Annotated in this window: 12 protein-coding genes; all 12 read left to right on the top strand. The window is 50.5% G+C overall.

Annotation, left to right across the window (positions count from 1 at the left end):
- The first annotated feature begins 282 nt into the window (after positions 1-282).
- The 12 genes from AC0YNS_RS05680 to AC0YNS_RS05625 all read left to right on the top strand — a co-directional run bounded on the left by AC0YNS_RS05680 (position 283) and on the right by AC0YNS_RS05625 (position 16,970).
- Entirely contained in the window at positions 283-819 is a 537-nt protein-coding gene (locus AC0YNS_RS05680; protein ID WP_475780027.1) for a GNAT family N-acetyltransferase, read from the top strand.
- A 24-nt stretch (positions 820-843) separates the two neighbouring features.
- Positions 844-2,118, top strand: coding sequence for a glycoside hydrolase family 5 protein (locus tag AC0YNS_RS05675; RefSeq protein ID WP_475780026.1), 1,275 nt, complete (start codon positions 844-846; stop codon positions 2,116-2,118).
- Between the two features lie 485 nt (positions 2,119-2,603).
- Positions 2,604-3,644, top strand: a complete 1,041-nt coding sequence (locus tag AC0YNS_RS05670) for a substrate-binding domain-containing protein (protein WP_475780025.1) — start codon at positions 2,604-2,606, stop codon at positions 3,642-3,644.
- Between the two features lie 352 nt (positions 3,645-3,996).
- Entirely contained in the window at positions 3,997-5,391 is a 1,395-nt protein-coding gene (locus AC0YNS_RS05665; RefSeq protein WP_475780024.1) for an ABC transporter substrate-binding protein, read from the top strand.
- A gap of 192 nt (positions 5,392-5,583) precedes the next feature.
- Entirely contained in the window at positions 5,584-8,520 is a 2,937-nt protein-coding gene (locus AC0YNS_RS05660) for an extracellular solute-binding protein (protein WP_475780023.1), read from the top strand.
- 109 nt (positions 8,521-8,629) lie between these two features.
- Complete coding sequence (locus AC0YNS_RS05655; protein ID WP_240548257.1) at positions 8,630-9,502, top strand: carbohydrate ABC transporter permease; 873 nt, start codon at positions 8,630-8,632, stop codon at positions 9,500-9,502.
- 4 nt (positions 9,503-9,506) lie between these two features.
- The gene (locus AC0YNS_RS05650; protein ID WP_475780022.1) at positions 9,507-10,373 is read left to right on the top strand and encodes a carbohydrate ABC transporter permease; all 867 of its coding nucleotides are present in this window, start codon (positions 9,507-9,509) and stop codon (positions 10,371-10,373) included.
- Between the two features lie 13 nt (positions 10,374-10,386).
- Positions 10,387-11,859, top strand: a complete 1,473-nt coding sequence (locus tag AC0YNS_RS05645) for a gluconolactonase (protein ID WP_475780021.1) — start codon at positions 10,387-10,389, stop codon at positions 11,857-11,859.
- On the top strand, positions 11,840-12,460 hold the full coding sequence (locus AC0YNS_RS05640; RefSeq protein WP_475780020.1) for a Yip1 family protein: 621 nt from the start codon (positions 11,840-11,842) through the stop codon (positions 12,458-12,460). Before AC0YNS_RS05645 ends, AC0YNS_RS05640 begins: the two co-directional genes overlap by 20 nt.
- 14 nt (positions 12,461-12,474) lie before the next feature.
- Positions 12,475-15,051, top strand: a complete 2,577-nt coding sequence (locus AC0YNS_RS05635; protein WP_475780019.1) for a DUF5696 domain-containing protein — start codon at positions 12,475-12,477, stop codon at positions 15,049-15,051.
- Positions 15,048-15,950, top strand: coding sequence for a carbohydrate ABC transporter permease (locus AC0YNS_RS05630; protein ID WP_475780018.1), 903 nt, complete (start codon positions 15,048-15,050; stop codon positions 15,948-15,950). Before AC0YNS_RS05635 ends, AC0YNS_RS05630 begins: the two co-directional genes overlap by 4 nt.
- Positions 15,951-16,013: 63 nt before the next feature.
- Complete coding sequence (locus tag AC0YNS_RS05625) at positions 16,014-16,970, top strand: carbohydrate ABC transporter permease (RefSeq protein WP_475780114.1); 957 nt, start codon at positions 16,014-16,016, stop codon at positions 16,968-16,970.
- The last annotated feature ends 13 nt before the right edge of the window (positions 16,971-16,983 follow it).

Here is a 16,983-nt window from a genome sequence, read left to right as displayed (position 1 = left end):
CTCTGGAGGCGCAGTCGTTCCTGTGGGGCAAGCTGGAAGAGAAGGTCGGCGTCGTGCACGAGAATCCCTCGACATCCGCGAAAATTACTGCCACGCCGTTTTCGACGTTTAAAATATGGCGCTGTTACTATCGCTGCAGCGAGAAGGATACGATAGCTACTCGCCGCTCGAGCGAAGCATCAGGGCTTCCGTTTATAGCTAAAATGCGTCTAAGACCCGGATTCCGAGCCTTAGACTTTTAGATTATCGGAAATCGTATTTATTAATACGGAGGGTTGCCTGGTGGAGAAAGAGATACGATTAATCGAGGAAAGTGATTATGAAAAAGCGTATGCATTTCAGTGCGAGTATTTGGATATAGAGAACTTTGAGGATTTTATGCAAAGGGTGAAAAGTAATCCTGACTTGTACTTCGTAACAGTGGATGGTAGTGAAGTGGTTGGTATTTGCTATGGAAGTCCGTCTAAGAGAAATGATTCAGTCATTAATTTGAATGGGATCGCGGTTAATCTGGATGTTACAAAGAAATATGCTAGAGTTGGGCTGGGAACAAACATGCTGCGGATCTTTGAAACAGCGGTGAAGAAAAGAAGCTATTATAAAATTGGTGTAGGTTCAGCGGACGATCCAAAAGTAGAAGCTTTTTATTTAAAAAATGGATTTAAACCAACGGGATTGGTAGTCAAAGATTCAACTCTGGAGGAAATGGAGAGAGTCCGAGTAGATGACTATGAAAGCGGGATTTTACGAAGAGAAGAACTAAGATGTAAATACAATTCAAGAGAAGTGATCTTCGTTTTAGAAAAGGTTTTAGAATGAATGACTTCAAGGGGGTCCGTGACATTGAAAATATGGAGTATTGCGATCACTGTCTTGCTGCTCATGTTTGTTTTGGCAACGGGGTGTAAGGGTAGCACGCAAAACCTAGGAAAGGAGGTATCGAACAAGACGGAGAATGCCACGCCGGCGGCCAGCATAGCGGAGGAGAATACACTGTCTCCCGACCCGACTCCGGCTGCTTTGCCCGCGACTACGCCGGACGCGAAACTGCCGAAGCGTGACCCGCAGTCGGCGCCGCTTGACGTATTTCAACAGGCGAAACAGCTCGGGAGAGGAGTCAATCTTGGCAACGCGCTTGAGGCGCCGATTGAAGGGCAATGGGGAATCATTTTACAGGAAAGCTACTTCAAGACGATCAAGGATGCAGGCTTCGAAACGGTCCGCGTTCCGATCAAGTGGTCGGCGCATGCGGACGCGAAAGCTCCTTACGCTATTGACGCTAAGTTTTTCGAACGCATTGATTGGGTCGTCGACCAGGGGCTGAAGCAGGAGCTGAACGTCGTTCTTGACATGCACCATTTCGATGAGATCTATCTGAATCCAGATGAGCAAGAGGCTCGTTTTCTGGCGCTATGGAAGCAAATCTCGGCACGGTACAAGGAGCTTCCCAGCAATGTGTATTTTGAGCTGCTCAATGAACCAAACGGTTCTCTGACCTGGTCAAAATGGAATAGAATGATGAAGAAAGCGCTCGATACGATTCGGAGCGAGGATCAGTGGCATACGGTCATTATCGGCTCCGTCAACTGGAGCAATTATGCTGAACTTGTGTCGCTCGACATTCCGGTTAACGAACAAAACGTGATCGTTACGTTCCATTATTACGATCCTTTTCTCTTCACCCACCAGGGGGCAGAATGGGGAGGGCCGGAAATCGCAACCATCGGCATCATTTGGCCAGGTCCTCCGGCGCAGAAGGTGGAACCGATCACTGCCGCAAAGCAGGTGAAGTGGGTGGACGATTGGTTACAAGATTACAATACGAAACCGGTGGAAACGAATCCGGCAGGTCCCAATTCAATTGTGGAAGCCTTTGATAAGGTGAGCAATTGGGCAAAGGAGCACCATCGCCCGATCTATCTTGGCGAGTTCGGCGCGTACAGCAAAGCCGATATGCCTTCACGAGCACGTTGGACGACCTTTGTGCGAGAGGAAGCGGAGAAGCGCGGTTTCAGCTGGGCTTATTGGGAATATTGCTCGGGCTTCGGCGTATATGACCCAATAGCTAATCGGTATCGGAAGGAATTGCTGGAAGCACTTATACCTCATAAGGAATAGCAAGGCCTATTGAATACATAATTAGTTCAATTGGGTGGAGCGCTTGTCGGAGGACAAGAAACGGGTACGATAGTTCAACGACACCCGATTACTGTCGGCAGATCGACCGGCAGCCTATTCAGCTAACGGGCTGATTTGTGTAATGATTATATATGATAATGCAAAAATGCCTCCAAACCACTGAACGTGGATTGAAGGCGCATCCCAAGGCGCTTTGCGCACCAGATTGAAACGATAAGGGACGACCTGCGGCTTTGAAGTCTGCAAGGTCGTTCTTTGTATGTCCAAATGGAGATTTCGTTAATAATTAGCCATTCGACCAAACAAATACATAACAAATTGCAACATCTGATTTACCTTTGGCAAACGGTTTGCTATGATTAGTTTACAACAAGCTGCAAATTTGGACTCATTCATCGATATGCGGTCAAAGACCGATCAATAGGCTGAGATACCTAAATTGTGCACAGAATGGACTGGTCCGAATGAGAGGGAAAGTGAAAATCCAAGAAATCGCCGATTTTGCTGGCGTTTCAAAGTTTGCTGTGTCGCGCGCGCTATCAGGCAAGAATGGCGTGAGCGAGCGAACGAGAGAAATGATCATGAAAGCGGCAGGCCAGCTCGGATACTTCAAAAATAATGAGCCCTCCCGGTTTACGGGAGAGCTGAACGAGCATGAGGACGTGAAGCGGAGCGGAACCATTGTCGTACTGTTTCCGAACGTGCGTTATCAGAATCGGGATTCCGTTTACTGGGGTCCTGTATTTGACGGCGTCAACGCGAGATTGAGCCAACGGGGCATGGACATTATTACACTGACCGAACCGTCTGGCGAACATGTATTTTCTCTTCTCAAGCCAGAAGCCATTCAAGGCGTCATTACGATCGGCTCTGTTTCGACTCAGATTCTGCTCGATATTAAACGAATGAATATCCCTGTCGTTATGATCGACCACAGTGATCCGGCACTCCATTGCGACACGGTATTCTCCGACAATTTCAGCTGTATGCAGGAGCTCATGACGAAATTAATCAGCAAGGGATACCGGAAGTTCCAGTATGTTGGGAGCATCAAGGATGCGCCTAGCTATTTCGAGAGATGGCTTGCCTTCCGTACGACGTTGGAAAGCTACCAGATCGAATTAAATCAAGACCCGCAGCTGATCGGTCCCGACGCACAAGATATGTATCTGTTATTCTCCAAGATCAAGCTGGGAGAGCTGCCTGAGGTTTTCGTCTGCGCGCACGACGTGAATGCAAGGTATTTGATCGAAGAGCTGAATAAGCTTCAGATCCAGGTGCCAGAACAATGCGCCGTTACCGGCTACGACAACACCTGCGACAATTATCCGATTCTTGCAACGGTCAATGTGAACAAGGAATTGCTTGGAATGAGAGCAGTCGATCAGATACTGTGGCGGATCCTTAATCCGAGCTCGTCCTATGAGAAAAAGTTGATTTACGGCGATATTATTATTCGAGATGCCCATGCTCATCCCGTTGCGAGCATGGAATCCGTTATCTGAATTCGGGAGCCTTTAAGCCCGCCTGAATGCGTCGAAGCGCTCAGGCGGGCTATTTATATGCCGTTTTGGAATGTCTTATGACCTAACAAAATAACAAATACATAACAGTTTAAAAACTAAAGATAATTTAATTTGTTATTTTAACCAAAATTTAATTGACTGTTTTTGGTAGTGGGTGCTATGATCGGCATGTAGTTTTGTGAAAGTTAGCCTAACGGTGGTGGTGAGAAAACATTAAACGGTGAAATGTAAACGTTTACGTTGGGGAATCTGGTAAAGAAATGCAGTTCGAGGGCGGATTGGCTATTGCTCCGAAGTACGGCAAGACAAACAAATAGGAGGTTGTTTTGCAATGAGAAAAATGAAAGCACTTACAATCTTGTCTGTCGCTTTAATGCTTACTCTAAGTGCATGTGGAGGAGGCAACAGCAATAACAGCAGCAATGGCTCAAACACAACCGAAAGCAACACTGCTTCCAACACAACTACTGAACCTGCCGCAAACAATGCCGCAACCGAAGAAAATGCCGCAGCGAACGAGCCTGTGGCGGAAGCCATCGATTTAGGCGGCCGCACAGTCAAAATCTCCATGTGGTGGGATGGCAAGCCAAAAGGTGAAACGGCTGGCGAGAAAGCCTCCCTCGCGAAGATTGCAGAGCTCGAAGAAAAATATAACATGAAGCTCGAATTCGTGAACATTCCGTTCGATCAATACATGGACAAGTTCACGACCGCAGTGCTTGCGGGTGAGCCGATGGCCGACATTTCGATCATGGAGTTCAAACGCGCGATCGCGCCAATTAAACAAGGCTTGGTACTTCCGCTTACAGACTTCACAACGGCTGATAACGACATCAACAAAGAACAGAAGCACGTTCAGAAGCTGCCAGCAATCGGCGGAACGGAATATTCGTTCAACACGCCCGGCATTTCGGCAGTGGGATTGTACTATAACCGCGATCTAATCAAGAAGCTTGGCTTGCAGGATCCGCAGGATCTGTACAACAACGGCGAATGGACTTGGGAGAAGTTCATGGAAATCGCGAAGCAAGCAACGACTGACTCTAACAACGATGGCAAGAAAGATACATGGGGCTACGCAGGCTGGGCAGCTGACGCGGCTCGTCACATTGGCGTGACGAACGGCGCGCTGTTCGTTACCGATACGGACTTAACGCTAGGTTTTACAGATCCGAAGATGTCTGAAGCGCTTGAATTCGTTAACCGTCTCTACAGTGTGGAGAATGTCGTGAAAGTGAAATCAGGCAATAAAATGGACTGGAACGAAACAAATACGTTTAAAGACGGCGATGTCGCCATGTCGATCAACTATGACTGGAACATGGGTGATCTGACCTTCGAGGTTGGTATCGTGCCTAACCCGGCAGGTCCGCAAAGCGACGGGAAATACACATTCGCGAACACGGCGCAAAATGGTTACTTTATTCCAAAAGGAACGAAGGACCCGGAAATCGTGTACCAAATTTTCGAAGAATTGCAAGATATCCCTGCGACAGAAGAGTACCTTGGTCAAGACTGGCTTGAGTCCCGCTTCAAGAACGAAGCTGATATCAAGATGGCGATCGAGCATGTAAACGGTACTGGTCGCCTTTCGATTGAAGAAGGCGTAGCAGACTTCCCGTTCTTCACGATCATGGATGACATTATCATAAAAAATCAATCCGTAGCGGCAACGCTTGAGAAGTATAAGGCAAACGGCCAAGCTGCGCTGGATAAGCTGAAATAAGCTGATTGGAGCTGTACTGGCAACTAAGGAGAGGGGCTGCCGACTAATCGGTACAGCCCCTTTTGTTTCACAAATTCCCGATGCTACTTCAACTTATCATGCGATCATAACAACCTAACTGTCCAGTTAGTTCGTTAGGTGAAAAAATATGAGGTTGACCGCAGATCAAGTCGCCGCATAGGAGGGCTGACATTGAAAGGAACTGTTCGAAGGAAGAAGTTGACTTTATGGTCGATCGGCATCATTGGAGCGGCCGGACTAATTGTGCTCTGGTCTCAGCTTGGGGCAGACAACGTTAGCGGTGCTGGCGAGAAGTCGTCGTTCGTCAGCGGTTCGTGGACCTCGCTGCAGCAAGAACGAGGAGACTACACATCGTACCTGGCTAAGAATCAAAGTGCCGGGTTTCCTGATCGCGAAGTAATCATCAATGCTTCCGACTATGCGAATGCGGAAGGCGATGACATCGAGCAGCTCGACAATTACGAGGGAATGAGCGGAACTTCGCTGAAGACCGGCGAGCAAGGGCGAGTCGACTGGTCGGTGAATGTCCCTGAAGCGGGCTTTTACAATATTTCGGTGCAGTATTATCCGATACAAGGCAAAAGCTCGAGTATTGAACGGTCGTTGTTGATCGATGGCGAGCTGCCGTTCGAGGAAGCGGATTATTTGCAGTTCGACCGCATTTGGGACAATGAGCTGGATCAGGTGAAGCGGGATAACCGCGGCAACGACCTGCGTCCGCAGCAGTTTGAGCGGCCGGAATGGCGGAAAGCACTGCTTAAGGATTCGAACGGCTACTACGCGGATCCTTTCCGGTTCTACTTGACCTCAGGAACGCACACGCTCTCCTTCGTATCGCAGCGCGAGCCGATGGTCATTCGGCAGCTGCGCTTATATCAAGACAAGCATCCTGCGCTATATGAAGAAACGGTCAAGCGATACGAACAGGAGGGCTTGAAGGAAACAGACGGAATGATCATTACGGTTCAAGGCGAGGACGCGCGCGTTAAGTCGTCTCCGACGCTTTATCCGCAGACTGAACGAGCTAGCGCAGCCGTGAAGCCGTATAGTCCGGAGCTCGTTCGGGTGAATACGATCGGCGGCTACAATTGGCGCATGCCCGGTCAGTGGATCGAGTGGGAGGTTAATGCTCCGGAAGCCGGACTTTATAAGATCGCTCTTAAGGCCAAACAACAATTCGTTCGCGGCATCTACTCGACGCGAACACTATACATAAACGGAGAAGTTCCGTTCAGGGAAGCAGAGCGAATTCCGTTCCGCTATAAGAGTGGATACCGCATCGACGTCATGGGAGACGATGAGCCGTATTTGTTCGAGCTAAAGAAGGGCAAGAACATCATCCGCCTTGAAGATACGCTCGGCGAATTTGCGCCGCTCATCCGCGAAGTGAAAGACAGCTTATTTAACCTCAACGAGATGTACCGCAAGATCATTATGATTACAGGCGCATCACCGGATAAATTCCGCGACTACCGGGTGGATGAGCAGGTGCCGAACTTGCTGAAGACGTTCAAATCGGAGGAAGAAAGACTGACGGCCGTCAGCAAAGAATTGAAGAGACTGTCGGGCGGAAGCAGCGATTCCGAAGCGCTTCTCAAGACGATGGCGCTGCAGCTTGGCGAGCTCATCGATAATCCGGACACGATTCCTCGCCGTCTTGCCGCCTACAAGAGCAACACCGGCGGTCTGGGCACTTGGCTGCAGAAGGCGCTCGAAATGCCGCTGCAAATCGATGAAATCTATGTCGCTTCGCCGAATAAGAAGTTTCCTTCCGCCGGTGACGGATTTTTTACGAGGCTTATCCATGAAATCTCAACGTTCGCTTATTCCTTCTTCATCGACTACAACCAGATCGGCAATGCATCCGATGAGAAGAATCCGCGTTCCATCACTGTGTGGATCGGAAGCGGCCGCGACCAGGCGAATACGCTGAAGGCGATGATCGATGAAACATTCACTCCGGAGACCGGCATTAACGTGAATCTGAAGTTGGTACAAATGAATACGCTGCTGCCGGCTACGCTTGCAGGTCAAGGGCCGGATGTCGCGATGCAAATCAGCAACGATATTCCGGTGAACTATGCGATGCGCAAAGCTGCAGCCGATCTGTCGCAATTCCAGGATTACCAAGAAGTGGCCAATTGGTTCCGTCCAAGCGCGCTAGTTCCGTTCACGTATCAGAAGGGTGTCTATGCGCTGCCTGAAACCCAAACCTTCAATATGCTTTTTTATCGGAAGGATGTTCTGAAGGAGCTGGGCCTAGAAGTGCCTCAAACTTGGGACGATATGTATAAGCTGCTTGCAGTGCTGAACAAGAACCGGATGCAGCTTGGCATGCCGATTACGACACCTGCGACCTCCGTGCCTATTCCAGGCCAGAACATTCCTCCTAATGCCATCTTTGCTACACTGCTCATGCAGAATGGCGGACAATTTTACCGGAATGAAGGAAAGGAATCCGATTTGGATTCCAGAATCGGGGTCGAAACGTTCAAAACCTGGACAGACCTCTACAGCGATTATAAGCTCGAGCGCGAATTCGATTTCGCGAACCGCTTCAGAACCGGTGAAATGCCGATCGGTATCGTCGATTATACGACTTACAACCAGCTGTCTGTATTCGCGCCGGAAATTCGCGGCATGTGGGGATTCGTTCCAATTCCGGGCACGATACAGCCGGACGGCACGATCCGAAGAGAGACGCCAAGCAATGGAAGCGGTACGCTCATGCTAAGCGGCGCGAAGGATAAGGATGCCGCATGGCAGTTTATGAAATGGTGGACCGGCGAGGAAGCGCAGACGAAATACGGCCGCGAGATGGAGGCGCTTATGGGCGCATCTGCCCGTTATCCGACCGCGAACGTCAAAGCGCTTGACAGCTTGCCTTGGCCAATGGCCGATTATGAAAGCTTGAAAGAGGAATTTGAGTGGGTCCGCGGCATTCCGGAGGTTCCGGGCGGTTACTTCACCGGACGGCATTTGCAGAACGCATTCTTGAAAGTCGTCGTCGGTGCGGATACGGAGGCGCGCGAAGCGATCCTCGACTACGCGCAATATATCCAAGATGAAATTCGCGCGAAACGCAAAGAATTCGGCCTGCCGGAATAAAGGAGAGGTCCAAATGTCAAATATCGATATCCCGAATCAACGAACAAAGACAAGGGCAGGAAAAACGCCGACGAACACTCCGAGCTGGTGGGCTGTCAAATGGGAGATCATGAAGGGGCACAAGCATTCTTATATCCTAATGTCGCCATATTTGCTGCTCTTTGCCGTATTTACAGTACTGCCTGTCATTATGTCTATCGTTATTAGTTTCACTTACTTCAATATGCTGGAATTTCCGCGTTTTATCGGCTGGCAAAATTATGGCCGCTTGTTTCTGGAAGACGACGTGTTCTTAATTGCGGTCAAGAATACGATCCTCTTCGCGGTTATTACGGGACCACTCAGCTACATCGCCTGCTTTGTGTTTGCATGGCTCATTAATGATCTACGGCCGAAGCTGCGCGCATTCATGACGCTCGTGTTCTATGCGCCATCAATCTCGGGAAACGTGTATTTCCTGTGGCAGATGATCTTCTCGGGTGACCGTTACGGCATCGCGAACGGTTTCTTGATTAAGATGGGGGTTATTCTGGACCCGATTCTATGGCTGAAGACGGAAAAGTACATTATGCCGATCGTCATCCTCGTTCAATTATGGCTTAGTTTGGGTACCGGCTTCCTTGCCTTCATAGCAGGTTTGCAGACCGTCGATAAGACGCTCTATGAAGCCGGGGCCGTCGATGGCGTAAAGAACCGTTGGCAAGAGCTATGGTATATTACGTTGCCGTCGATGAAACCTCAGCTGATGTTCGGCGCCGTCATCCAGATAACGGCGTCACTAGCCATCGCGGACGTTTCCATCTACTTGGCCGGCTTCCCAAGCGTGAACTATGCCGCGGAAACGATCGTCACGCATCTGATCGATTTCGGTACGATCCGATTCGAAATGGGTTACGCTTCCGCAATCGCGACCGTCTTGTTCCTCTTGATGCTTGGCGCGAATTTGGCGGTTCAACGACTTCTCAGGAAGGTGGGGAATTAACCGCATGAAGCTTGCGCTAACGCTTCGTAAAAAACGCGTAAACCGTTCCTTTGCCGGGACATTCTGGCTTACGGTATTTCTGGCTCTCGTTGCTTCTTTTATGGCGCTGCCGCTCGTTTATGCGCTTAACGCGGCGTTCAAGCCGCTGGATGAAATTTTCTTGTTCCCGCCAACCTTGTTTGTCAGGCATCCGACCACGAGCAATTTCATTGATCTGATGACGCTGCTCGGTCAATCGTGGGTACCGTTTTCGCGATATATTTTCAATACGTTCTTCATTACCGGGATGGGAGTAGTCGGTCACGTATTGCTGGCTTCCGCCGCAGCTTATCCGCTGGCGAAGCATCGTTTTCCGGGCAGCAAGATCATCTTTACGATCGTCGTACTGTCGCTGATGTTTACGCCGCAGGTTACGGCAATCCCGAACTATATGGTCATGTCTTGGATCGGATTAATCGACACGTACTGGGCGGTCATCGTGCCAGCCTTCGCGTTCTCGCTCGGCCTCTACTTGATGAAGCAGTTCATGGAGCAAATTCCCGACGCGCTTCTCGAATCGGCGAAGATCGACGGGGCAAACGAATACCGTATTTTCTGGCAAATCGTCATGCCGAACGTAAAGCCGGCTTGGTTGACGCTTGTCATTCTCTTGTTCCAGATGCTTTGGGGTACGGACGGCAACGGATTTATCTATAGCGAACAGTTGAAAACGCTTCACTATGCATCCAATCAAATTATTTTCGGCGGGATTGCCCGTGCCGGCGTTGGCTCGGCTGTCGCATTGATTCTCATGAGCGTACCGATTGCCCTGTTCGTATTCTCGCAAAGCCGCATTATCGAAACGATGACGACGTCCGGCATGAAGGACTAGAGGGGGTGGAAGCGTGCAAATAAAGAGAGTGTTCCTGGTTGCTGCGATTATAGCGCTGGTGATGACGATCGTTGTGCCGCCGCCGGCTTCGGCTGCTGCGCCTTATGAAGCTTACAATTACGATTTCTACGGGGATGCAGTGCCGCTGCCCGCGCCCTACTTGCCGGACTATGCGATTACCGGGAGCAGCTTGGGTGTCGGCGATTTCAATCAGCCTAAAGATATGTACGTGACGCATGACGGCACTATATATATCTTGGACAGCGGCAATGCGCGCGTGGTCATCCTTGATAGTCAATTAAACGTCAAGCAGATCATCACCAAGTTTGACAATAACGGCAAGGAAGATGGCTTCGCAGCGCCGGAAGGGCTGTTCGTCTCGGAGAAGAATGAAGTCTATGTCGCCGATACCGAGCATAATCGAGTCGTCGTCCTTTCAAACGATGGCAAGCTGATCAAGATCGTGGAAAGTCCGAAATCGGATATTTTGCCGAAAGACTTTAAGTTCGTGCCGCTGAAGGTAACCGTGGACAGCGCGGACCGATTATTCGTAGTCGCCCGCGGCGTTTTTGAAGGCATCATGCAATTCGACGACAAGAAGGTATTCATGGGATATGTCGGCACGATCAGCGTATCGCCCAGCCTGTGGGACCGGCTCTGGAGATCATTGTCCACGAAAGCGCAGAAGCAGCAGATGGAGCTGTTCATCCCGACCGAATTCGCAAGCGTCGATATTGACAGCAAAGGGTTCGTTTATGCGACTGCCATCGATAACACGTCGGATGAAACGATCAAACGGCTTAATCCATCCGGCCAAGATGTGCTAAAACGATTCGGCTACTGGCCGGTCAAAGGCGACATCCGCTTCCGGAGGTTCGGCAATAACTCGGGTCCGTCGAAGCTCACTGACATTAAGGTGCTTGACGGCGGCATGTATGTAGCACTGGATTCGAATCGCGCGCGACTGTTCACGTACAATGCCGAAGGCGACTTGCTCTATGTTTTCGGAGACAGAGGCAACCAGCTTGGCGTATTTAATACGCCAGTGGCCGTGGAACAAATTGGCGATAAGCTCGCCGTGCTCGATCGAGGCAAGAACAATATCGCGGTCTTCCGTCCTACGGAGTTCGGCAGCCTGGTTCGTCAAGCAACGATTCAGCATTACAGCGGGAACGATAACGAGGCCGTCAAATTATGGGGCCAAGTGCTGCGTCTGAATACGAACTATGAGATCGCATACCTAGGTATCGGCAAATCGCTGCTCATGGAGAAGAAGAACGAAGAGGCCATGGAATATTTCAAGCTCGGCATGAGTCGAAAAAACTACTCCGTTGCCTACAAACGATATCGCCGGGAAGTAATGAAGGACAATTTCGGCCCATTCATGACGGTGCTGATCTCGCTCGTTGCCGCATTCGTCGCGTTCCGCATCGCCAGGAACGTGATAAGAAGGAGGACTGTGAAACGTGAAGCAGGATTATATTAAATTTCCGCTCCATCTCATCTTGCATCCGTTCGACGGATTCTGGGACATGAAATACGAGAGCAAAGGGAAGGTCAAAGTTTCCTTGGCCATACTCTTGCTGCTTGTGCTGACGCTCATCCTGCAGAAGCAATTCGCAGGTTTTCTCGTCAATTTCGTGGACCCGAGGTCGTTAAACAGTCTGGATGATTTGCAATTCACGGTGCTGCCGTTCTTCCTGTTCTGCATAGCGAACTGGTCCATTACGACACTGATGGAGGGCGAAGGCAAGTTCAAGGAAATCGTTATGGCAACCGGCTATGCGCTGCTGCCGATGGTACTGCTCAATCTGCCGATCACGTTTATAAGCCGGTTCATGACGCAGGAGGAGACGCCATTCTATTGGCTGGTAAACAGTGTGGCGAGCATCTGGTTCCTCCTCTTGCTGTTTATCGGCATTATGACGGTCCATCAATACACGCCGGCTAAAGCCATTCTCACGTTAGGGCTGACCGTGATCGCAATGGGATTCGTCGTATTCCTCGGCACGCTGGCATTCAGCTTGGGATTACAAATTTATTGGTTCGTTTATGATGTGTATCGTGAAATCATATTCCGTACGTAAAGGAGGCCGCACCCTTGAATAACCGAATGAAATGGTATGCGGCGCTGGCTTGTATCGGGATAGCGGGTATCTCGGCTCTCGCCTATTACCAGTCTACTAAAGGTGCGCCGGCGATCGAGGTAAGTACCTATATGCAGCCGGACGTTAAACCGGCCGCGGCCTCAGAGCTTAAGTATTTGCCTGATCGCGCACCTGCCGTTCCAGGAATGCAGCTTGCGGCTCAATCGGATACGCTGGCGCTGTATTTCAATCCGGACACGACCGAAATCGCGGTGCTTAACCGAATCAGCGGCAAAGTATGGCGGAGCAATCCGGAGGATCTGAGCTCGGACGCTAAAGCGTCGCCTTTCGAGAAGGACCGGCTGGCCGCCCAGGTTACGATCAATTACAGGGATGTAATCGGTACGCTTGGAACGATCACGAATTTCACGGATAGTATCGCACGCAAGCAGTTTAAGGCCGAGAGCATCGAGAACGGCATCCGGCTTACGTATACGATCGGGGACACATCGCTCGGCATCGATGCGCTGCCGAAGAGAATCAGCAAGAAGCGCATGGAAGAGAAGGTATACAGCAAGCTTGATGAAGCGACGGCGAAATATGTAGGCAACCGGTATTTCCCGCTCGAGAACAATCCGGAGGTGCTGGAGCGGCTCGATACGGCGGTATCCAGAGCGCTCGTGCTCAGCAGAATGCTGGATGCTTTTGCGAAAGCAGGCTACACGGCAGAGGATTTAGCCGCTGATAATCAAGAGAACGGCTTGGCTGTCGAGGGCGGAGCGAGCCGGCCGAACTTTACGGTTCCCATCGAGTATCAGCTCGCCGGTGATGAACTGACGGTCCGCGTTCCTGTGCAAGAGATTCAGGAAAGCAAGGGCTATCAAATTCGCACGGTGGAGCTGCTCGATTTCTTCGGTGCAGCCGGTTCCGATGCGAAAGGCTACATGCTTGTTCCGGATGGCTCCGGGAGCTTGATTCAACTGAATAACGGCAAGATTGGCGAGGAGGTCTACGCCCAGCGTGTCTATGGCGAAGACGAGAACAACAACTCCCGCCGCCGGGGGCAGCTGTCGGAAGCCGCGCGCCTGCCTGTATTCGGCATGAAATCCGGCGATGACGCCTGGTTCGCCACGATCGAGAAAGGCGAAGGCATCGCCAGCATCAACGCCGATATTAGCGGCCGCAAAAATTCGTACAACTATGCGTACGCGAGCTTCGCCATCCGCGGAGAGGATGAGCTCGAAATCTACAAAGGCAATAAGGTGGACGAGATTCAGCTTCTGACCGAGGATTCCTTCAAAGACGATCTGCAGGTCCGCTACAGCTTTTTATCAGGGAGCGAGGCGAATTACTCCGGTATGGCAAAGCGCTATCGCGAGAAGCTGGTTCAGGATAAAGTGCTGCAGCCGAACGAATCGCAAAGCGGACTGCCGTTCTACCTCGACGTGCTGGGGGCCGTGGACAAACAAAAGTCGATCCTCGGCATTCCGTATAAAGGGCTCATGCCGATGACGACGATCGACCAAGCCGGTCAAATGGCCGATCAGCTGAAGGCTGCCGGCGTTTCCAACATCCAAATGCGCTATGTCGGCTGGTTCAATGAAGGCGTCGATCATAAAATCGCGAAGAACGTCAAATTGGACAGTGAACTTGGCAGCAAAACCGAGCTGAAGCAGCTGTCTGAGAAGCTTGAGGCGATGGGCGGCCGTTTATATCCGGATGTCGCGTTCCAGCATGTGCTTCGCGAGAATCGCAACTTTAAGCCCGCCTCGGATGCGGCGCGCTTCGTAACGCGCGAGCAAGCGATGCTTGCGCCAATCAATCGCGCGTTCAACGCGATGGACCTTTCGCTTGGCTCCTTTTACTTGCTTTCTCCGGCCAAACTGCCTTACTTCGTTGACCAATTCATCGACAGCTATGACGGCTACGGAATCGATGCCGTTTCGCTCCGCGATTTGGGAGACTTGCTGCAGGCCGATTACCGGGTAAGCCGCGTCATATTCCGCGATGTCGCGAAGAACATCGTTACGGAGCAGCTGGGAAAGCTAGAGAAGAGCAATCCCAATATGATGTTGACCGGCGGAAATGCATATGCGCTGAAATATGCGGATGAGTTGATCGACGTACCGATGGCCTCCAGCGGTTTCGGCATCACTGATCAGGAAATTCCATTCTACGAAATGGTCATACACGGTTATAAGAATTATGCCGGCTCTGCCCTTAATCTGGATGACAACCAAGATTTGACCTACCATATGCTGCGTTCGCTGGAGTATGGAGCCGCGCCGCATTTCTTCTGGTCTTATGAATCGTCGTCCAAGCTGAAATTGACTGCTTACGAATCGTTTTTCTCGACGCATTATACCGATTGGCTCAAAGCCGCTTCCAGTCTATACGGCAAAGTAAACGATGTCCTCGCCGGTTTGCAGAACAGAACGATTGCAGAACATGTCCAGCATCAACCCGGCGTCGTACAGGTGCGTTATGACAACGGTACCTCCGTTTATGTGAACTATACGGATAAGTCGGTTACGGTCAATGGCATTCAAATCGCAGCCAAAAATTTCTCGGTAGGCGGTGACAATTCGTGAACCTCAGACGATTAACCTTGTCGCAGAAGCGTGCATTTCTCGGAGTCGCGTTTATTACGCCTTGGCTGCTTGGCTTCGTGTTCTTGTTCGCGACGCCGCTGATTCAATCCATCCGATTCAGCTTCAGCGAGCTGAAGGTGGCTCCGGGCGGGTATTCGCTGGACTTCATCGGACTGAAGAACTTTACCGATGCGCTCTCGGTCGATCCGAACTATAACCGGATCCTGACCGAATCGTTAACGGAAATGGCTTGGAACGTGCCTATGATCCTGTTCTTCAGCTTATTTACTGCTGTCATGCTAAACTCGAAGTTTAGAGGCAGATCGATTGCGAGAGCGATATTCTTTCTACCGGTCATTCTCGCTTCAGGCGCCGTAGCCGCAGCTCAATCCTCCGGATTGATTCAGTTAACGGGCAGCTCCGAGGTTGCACAGGAATTAGGACTTGCACAGAACGGCTTCGACCCGCTTATGCTCGCTTTTATGCTTGCCGATGCGGGTATGCCGACCATTTTCATCGAATACATCATCGATGCCGTACAGAGGATCTATGAGATCATTAGCAGCTCCGGCGTCCAAATTCTTATTTTTCTGGCAGCGCTTCAGTCTGTACCGGTCACGATGTACGAGGTCGCCAAGATGGAAGGCGCAACGCCATATGAGACCTTCTGGAAGATCACGTTCCCTATGGTAAGTCCGCTCATTCTAACTAACATCATCTATACAATTATCGACTCCTTTACGGAAAGCCAGTTAACGAGAACGATCTACACCACGGCATTCCAAGCGCAAAATTTCGGTCTGAGCGCCGCGATGTCTTGGATCTACACCATTGTCATCAGTTTGATTCTCGTAGTCGTCGGCATTCTGGTTTCCAGGAAAGTGTTCTACTATAACTGATGCAGAAGGGAGGAGAACAGCTTGAAAGGTTCGCTTATGGAGAACGAGATTGTAGTTTTGAGGATGCAAAAGGCGAAGAACAAATCAATCGAGCTGCTGTGGTCGATTTTTCGTTACATTCTGATTATCGGCATCTCATTCGTCATCATCTATCCACTCCTTCAGCAGCTTTCGGTCGCTATCAAAGATAAGACCGATATTTACAATCCGACGATCTATATGATTCCCGTTCATTTCACGACGGAGAATTTACGGCTCGCATTGAGTGTGCTGAATTATTGGCCGCTGCTGAAGAATACGCTGCTATTCGTCGTCTCGACGACGGTACTGCAAGCTGCGTCTTGCGCCCTTGCAGGCTATGGTTTTGCGAGGTTCACATTTCCGGGGCGCAATATTCTGTTCACGCTCGTTATTTTGACGATTCTCATTCCTTCGAGCACGCTTATGGTGCCGATGTATTTGCACTTCCGCAACTTTGACATCATGGGCTTGGTGAACCTGTTTACAGGCAAAGAGGGCATCAACATGCTGAATACGTATGGCCCCTCCCTGATAACGGCCGCTCTTGCCAATGGCTTGAAGTCGGGCTTGTACATTTATATTTTCCGTCAATTTTTCCGCGGCATGCCTGCGGAAATTGAGGAAGCAGCGCTCATCGACGGAGCGGGAGGCTTCCGGACGTTCTTTACGATCATGCTGCCGAATGCGATTCCTCCTTTGATCACGGTCACGCTGTTTGCTTTCGTGTGGCAGTATAACGATACCTTCTACAGCTCGCTCTTTATGAGCCAAAGCAATCTCATGGCAATCAAGGTTGCTTCCTTGCCGGCTGATGCCAATCAATATTTGCCTGGCATTCTAGGCGTCGGCGCGGGCTCGAACGTGAAGGTTGATCCGAACCTGGTATCCATGATTGTGGATACGGGGGTTCTGCTGGCCATCGCGCCGCTTGTGGTCATGTATCTGTTTGTTCAACGATTTTTTGTAGAGAGTGTCGAGCGGACAGGCGTCGTTGGCTAACCGGAGGCGTGAG

Source organism: Paenibacillus sp. J22FR21 (genome assembly GCF_056269135.1).
This window is presented reverse-complemented; position numbering and strand designations above follow the sequence as displayed.

Coding starts and splice junctions, on each gene's coding strand:
- AC0YNS_RS05665 (WP_475780024.1), top strand. CDS start 3,997: ATGAGAAAAATGAAAGCACTTACAATCTTGTCTGTCGCTTTAATGCTT.
- AC0YNS_RS05625 (WP_475780114.1), top strand. CDS start 16,014: ATGCAAAAGGCGAAGAACAAATCAATCGAGCTGCTGTGGTCGATTTTT.
- AC0YNS_RS05650 (WP_475780022.1), top strand. CDS start 9,507: ATGAAGCTTGCGCTAACGCTTCGTAAAAAACGCGTAAACCGTTCCTTT.
- AC0YNS_RS05670 (WP_475780025.1), top strand. CDS start 2,604: ATGAGAGGGAAAGTGAAAATCCAAGAAATCGCCGATTTTGCTGGCGTT.
- AC0YNS_RS05655 (WP_240548257.1), top strand. CDS start 8,630: ATGAAGGGGCACAAGCATTCTTATATCCTAATGTCGCCATATTTGCTG.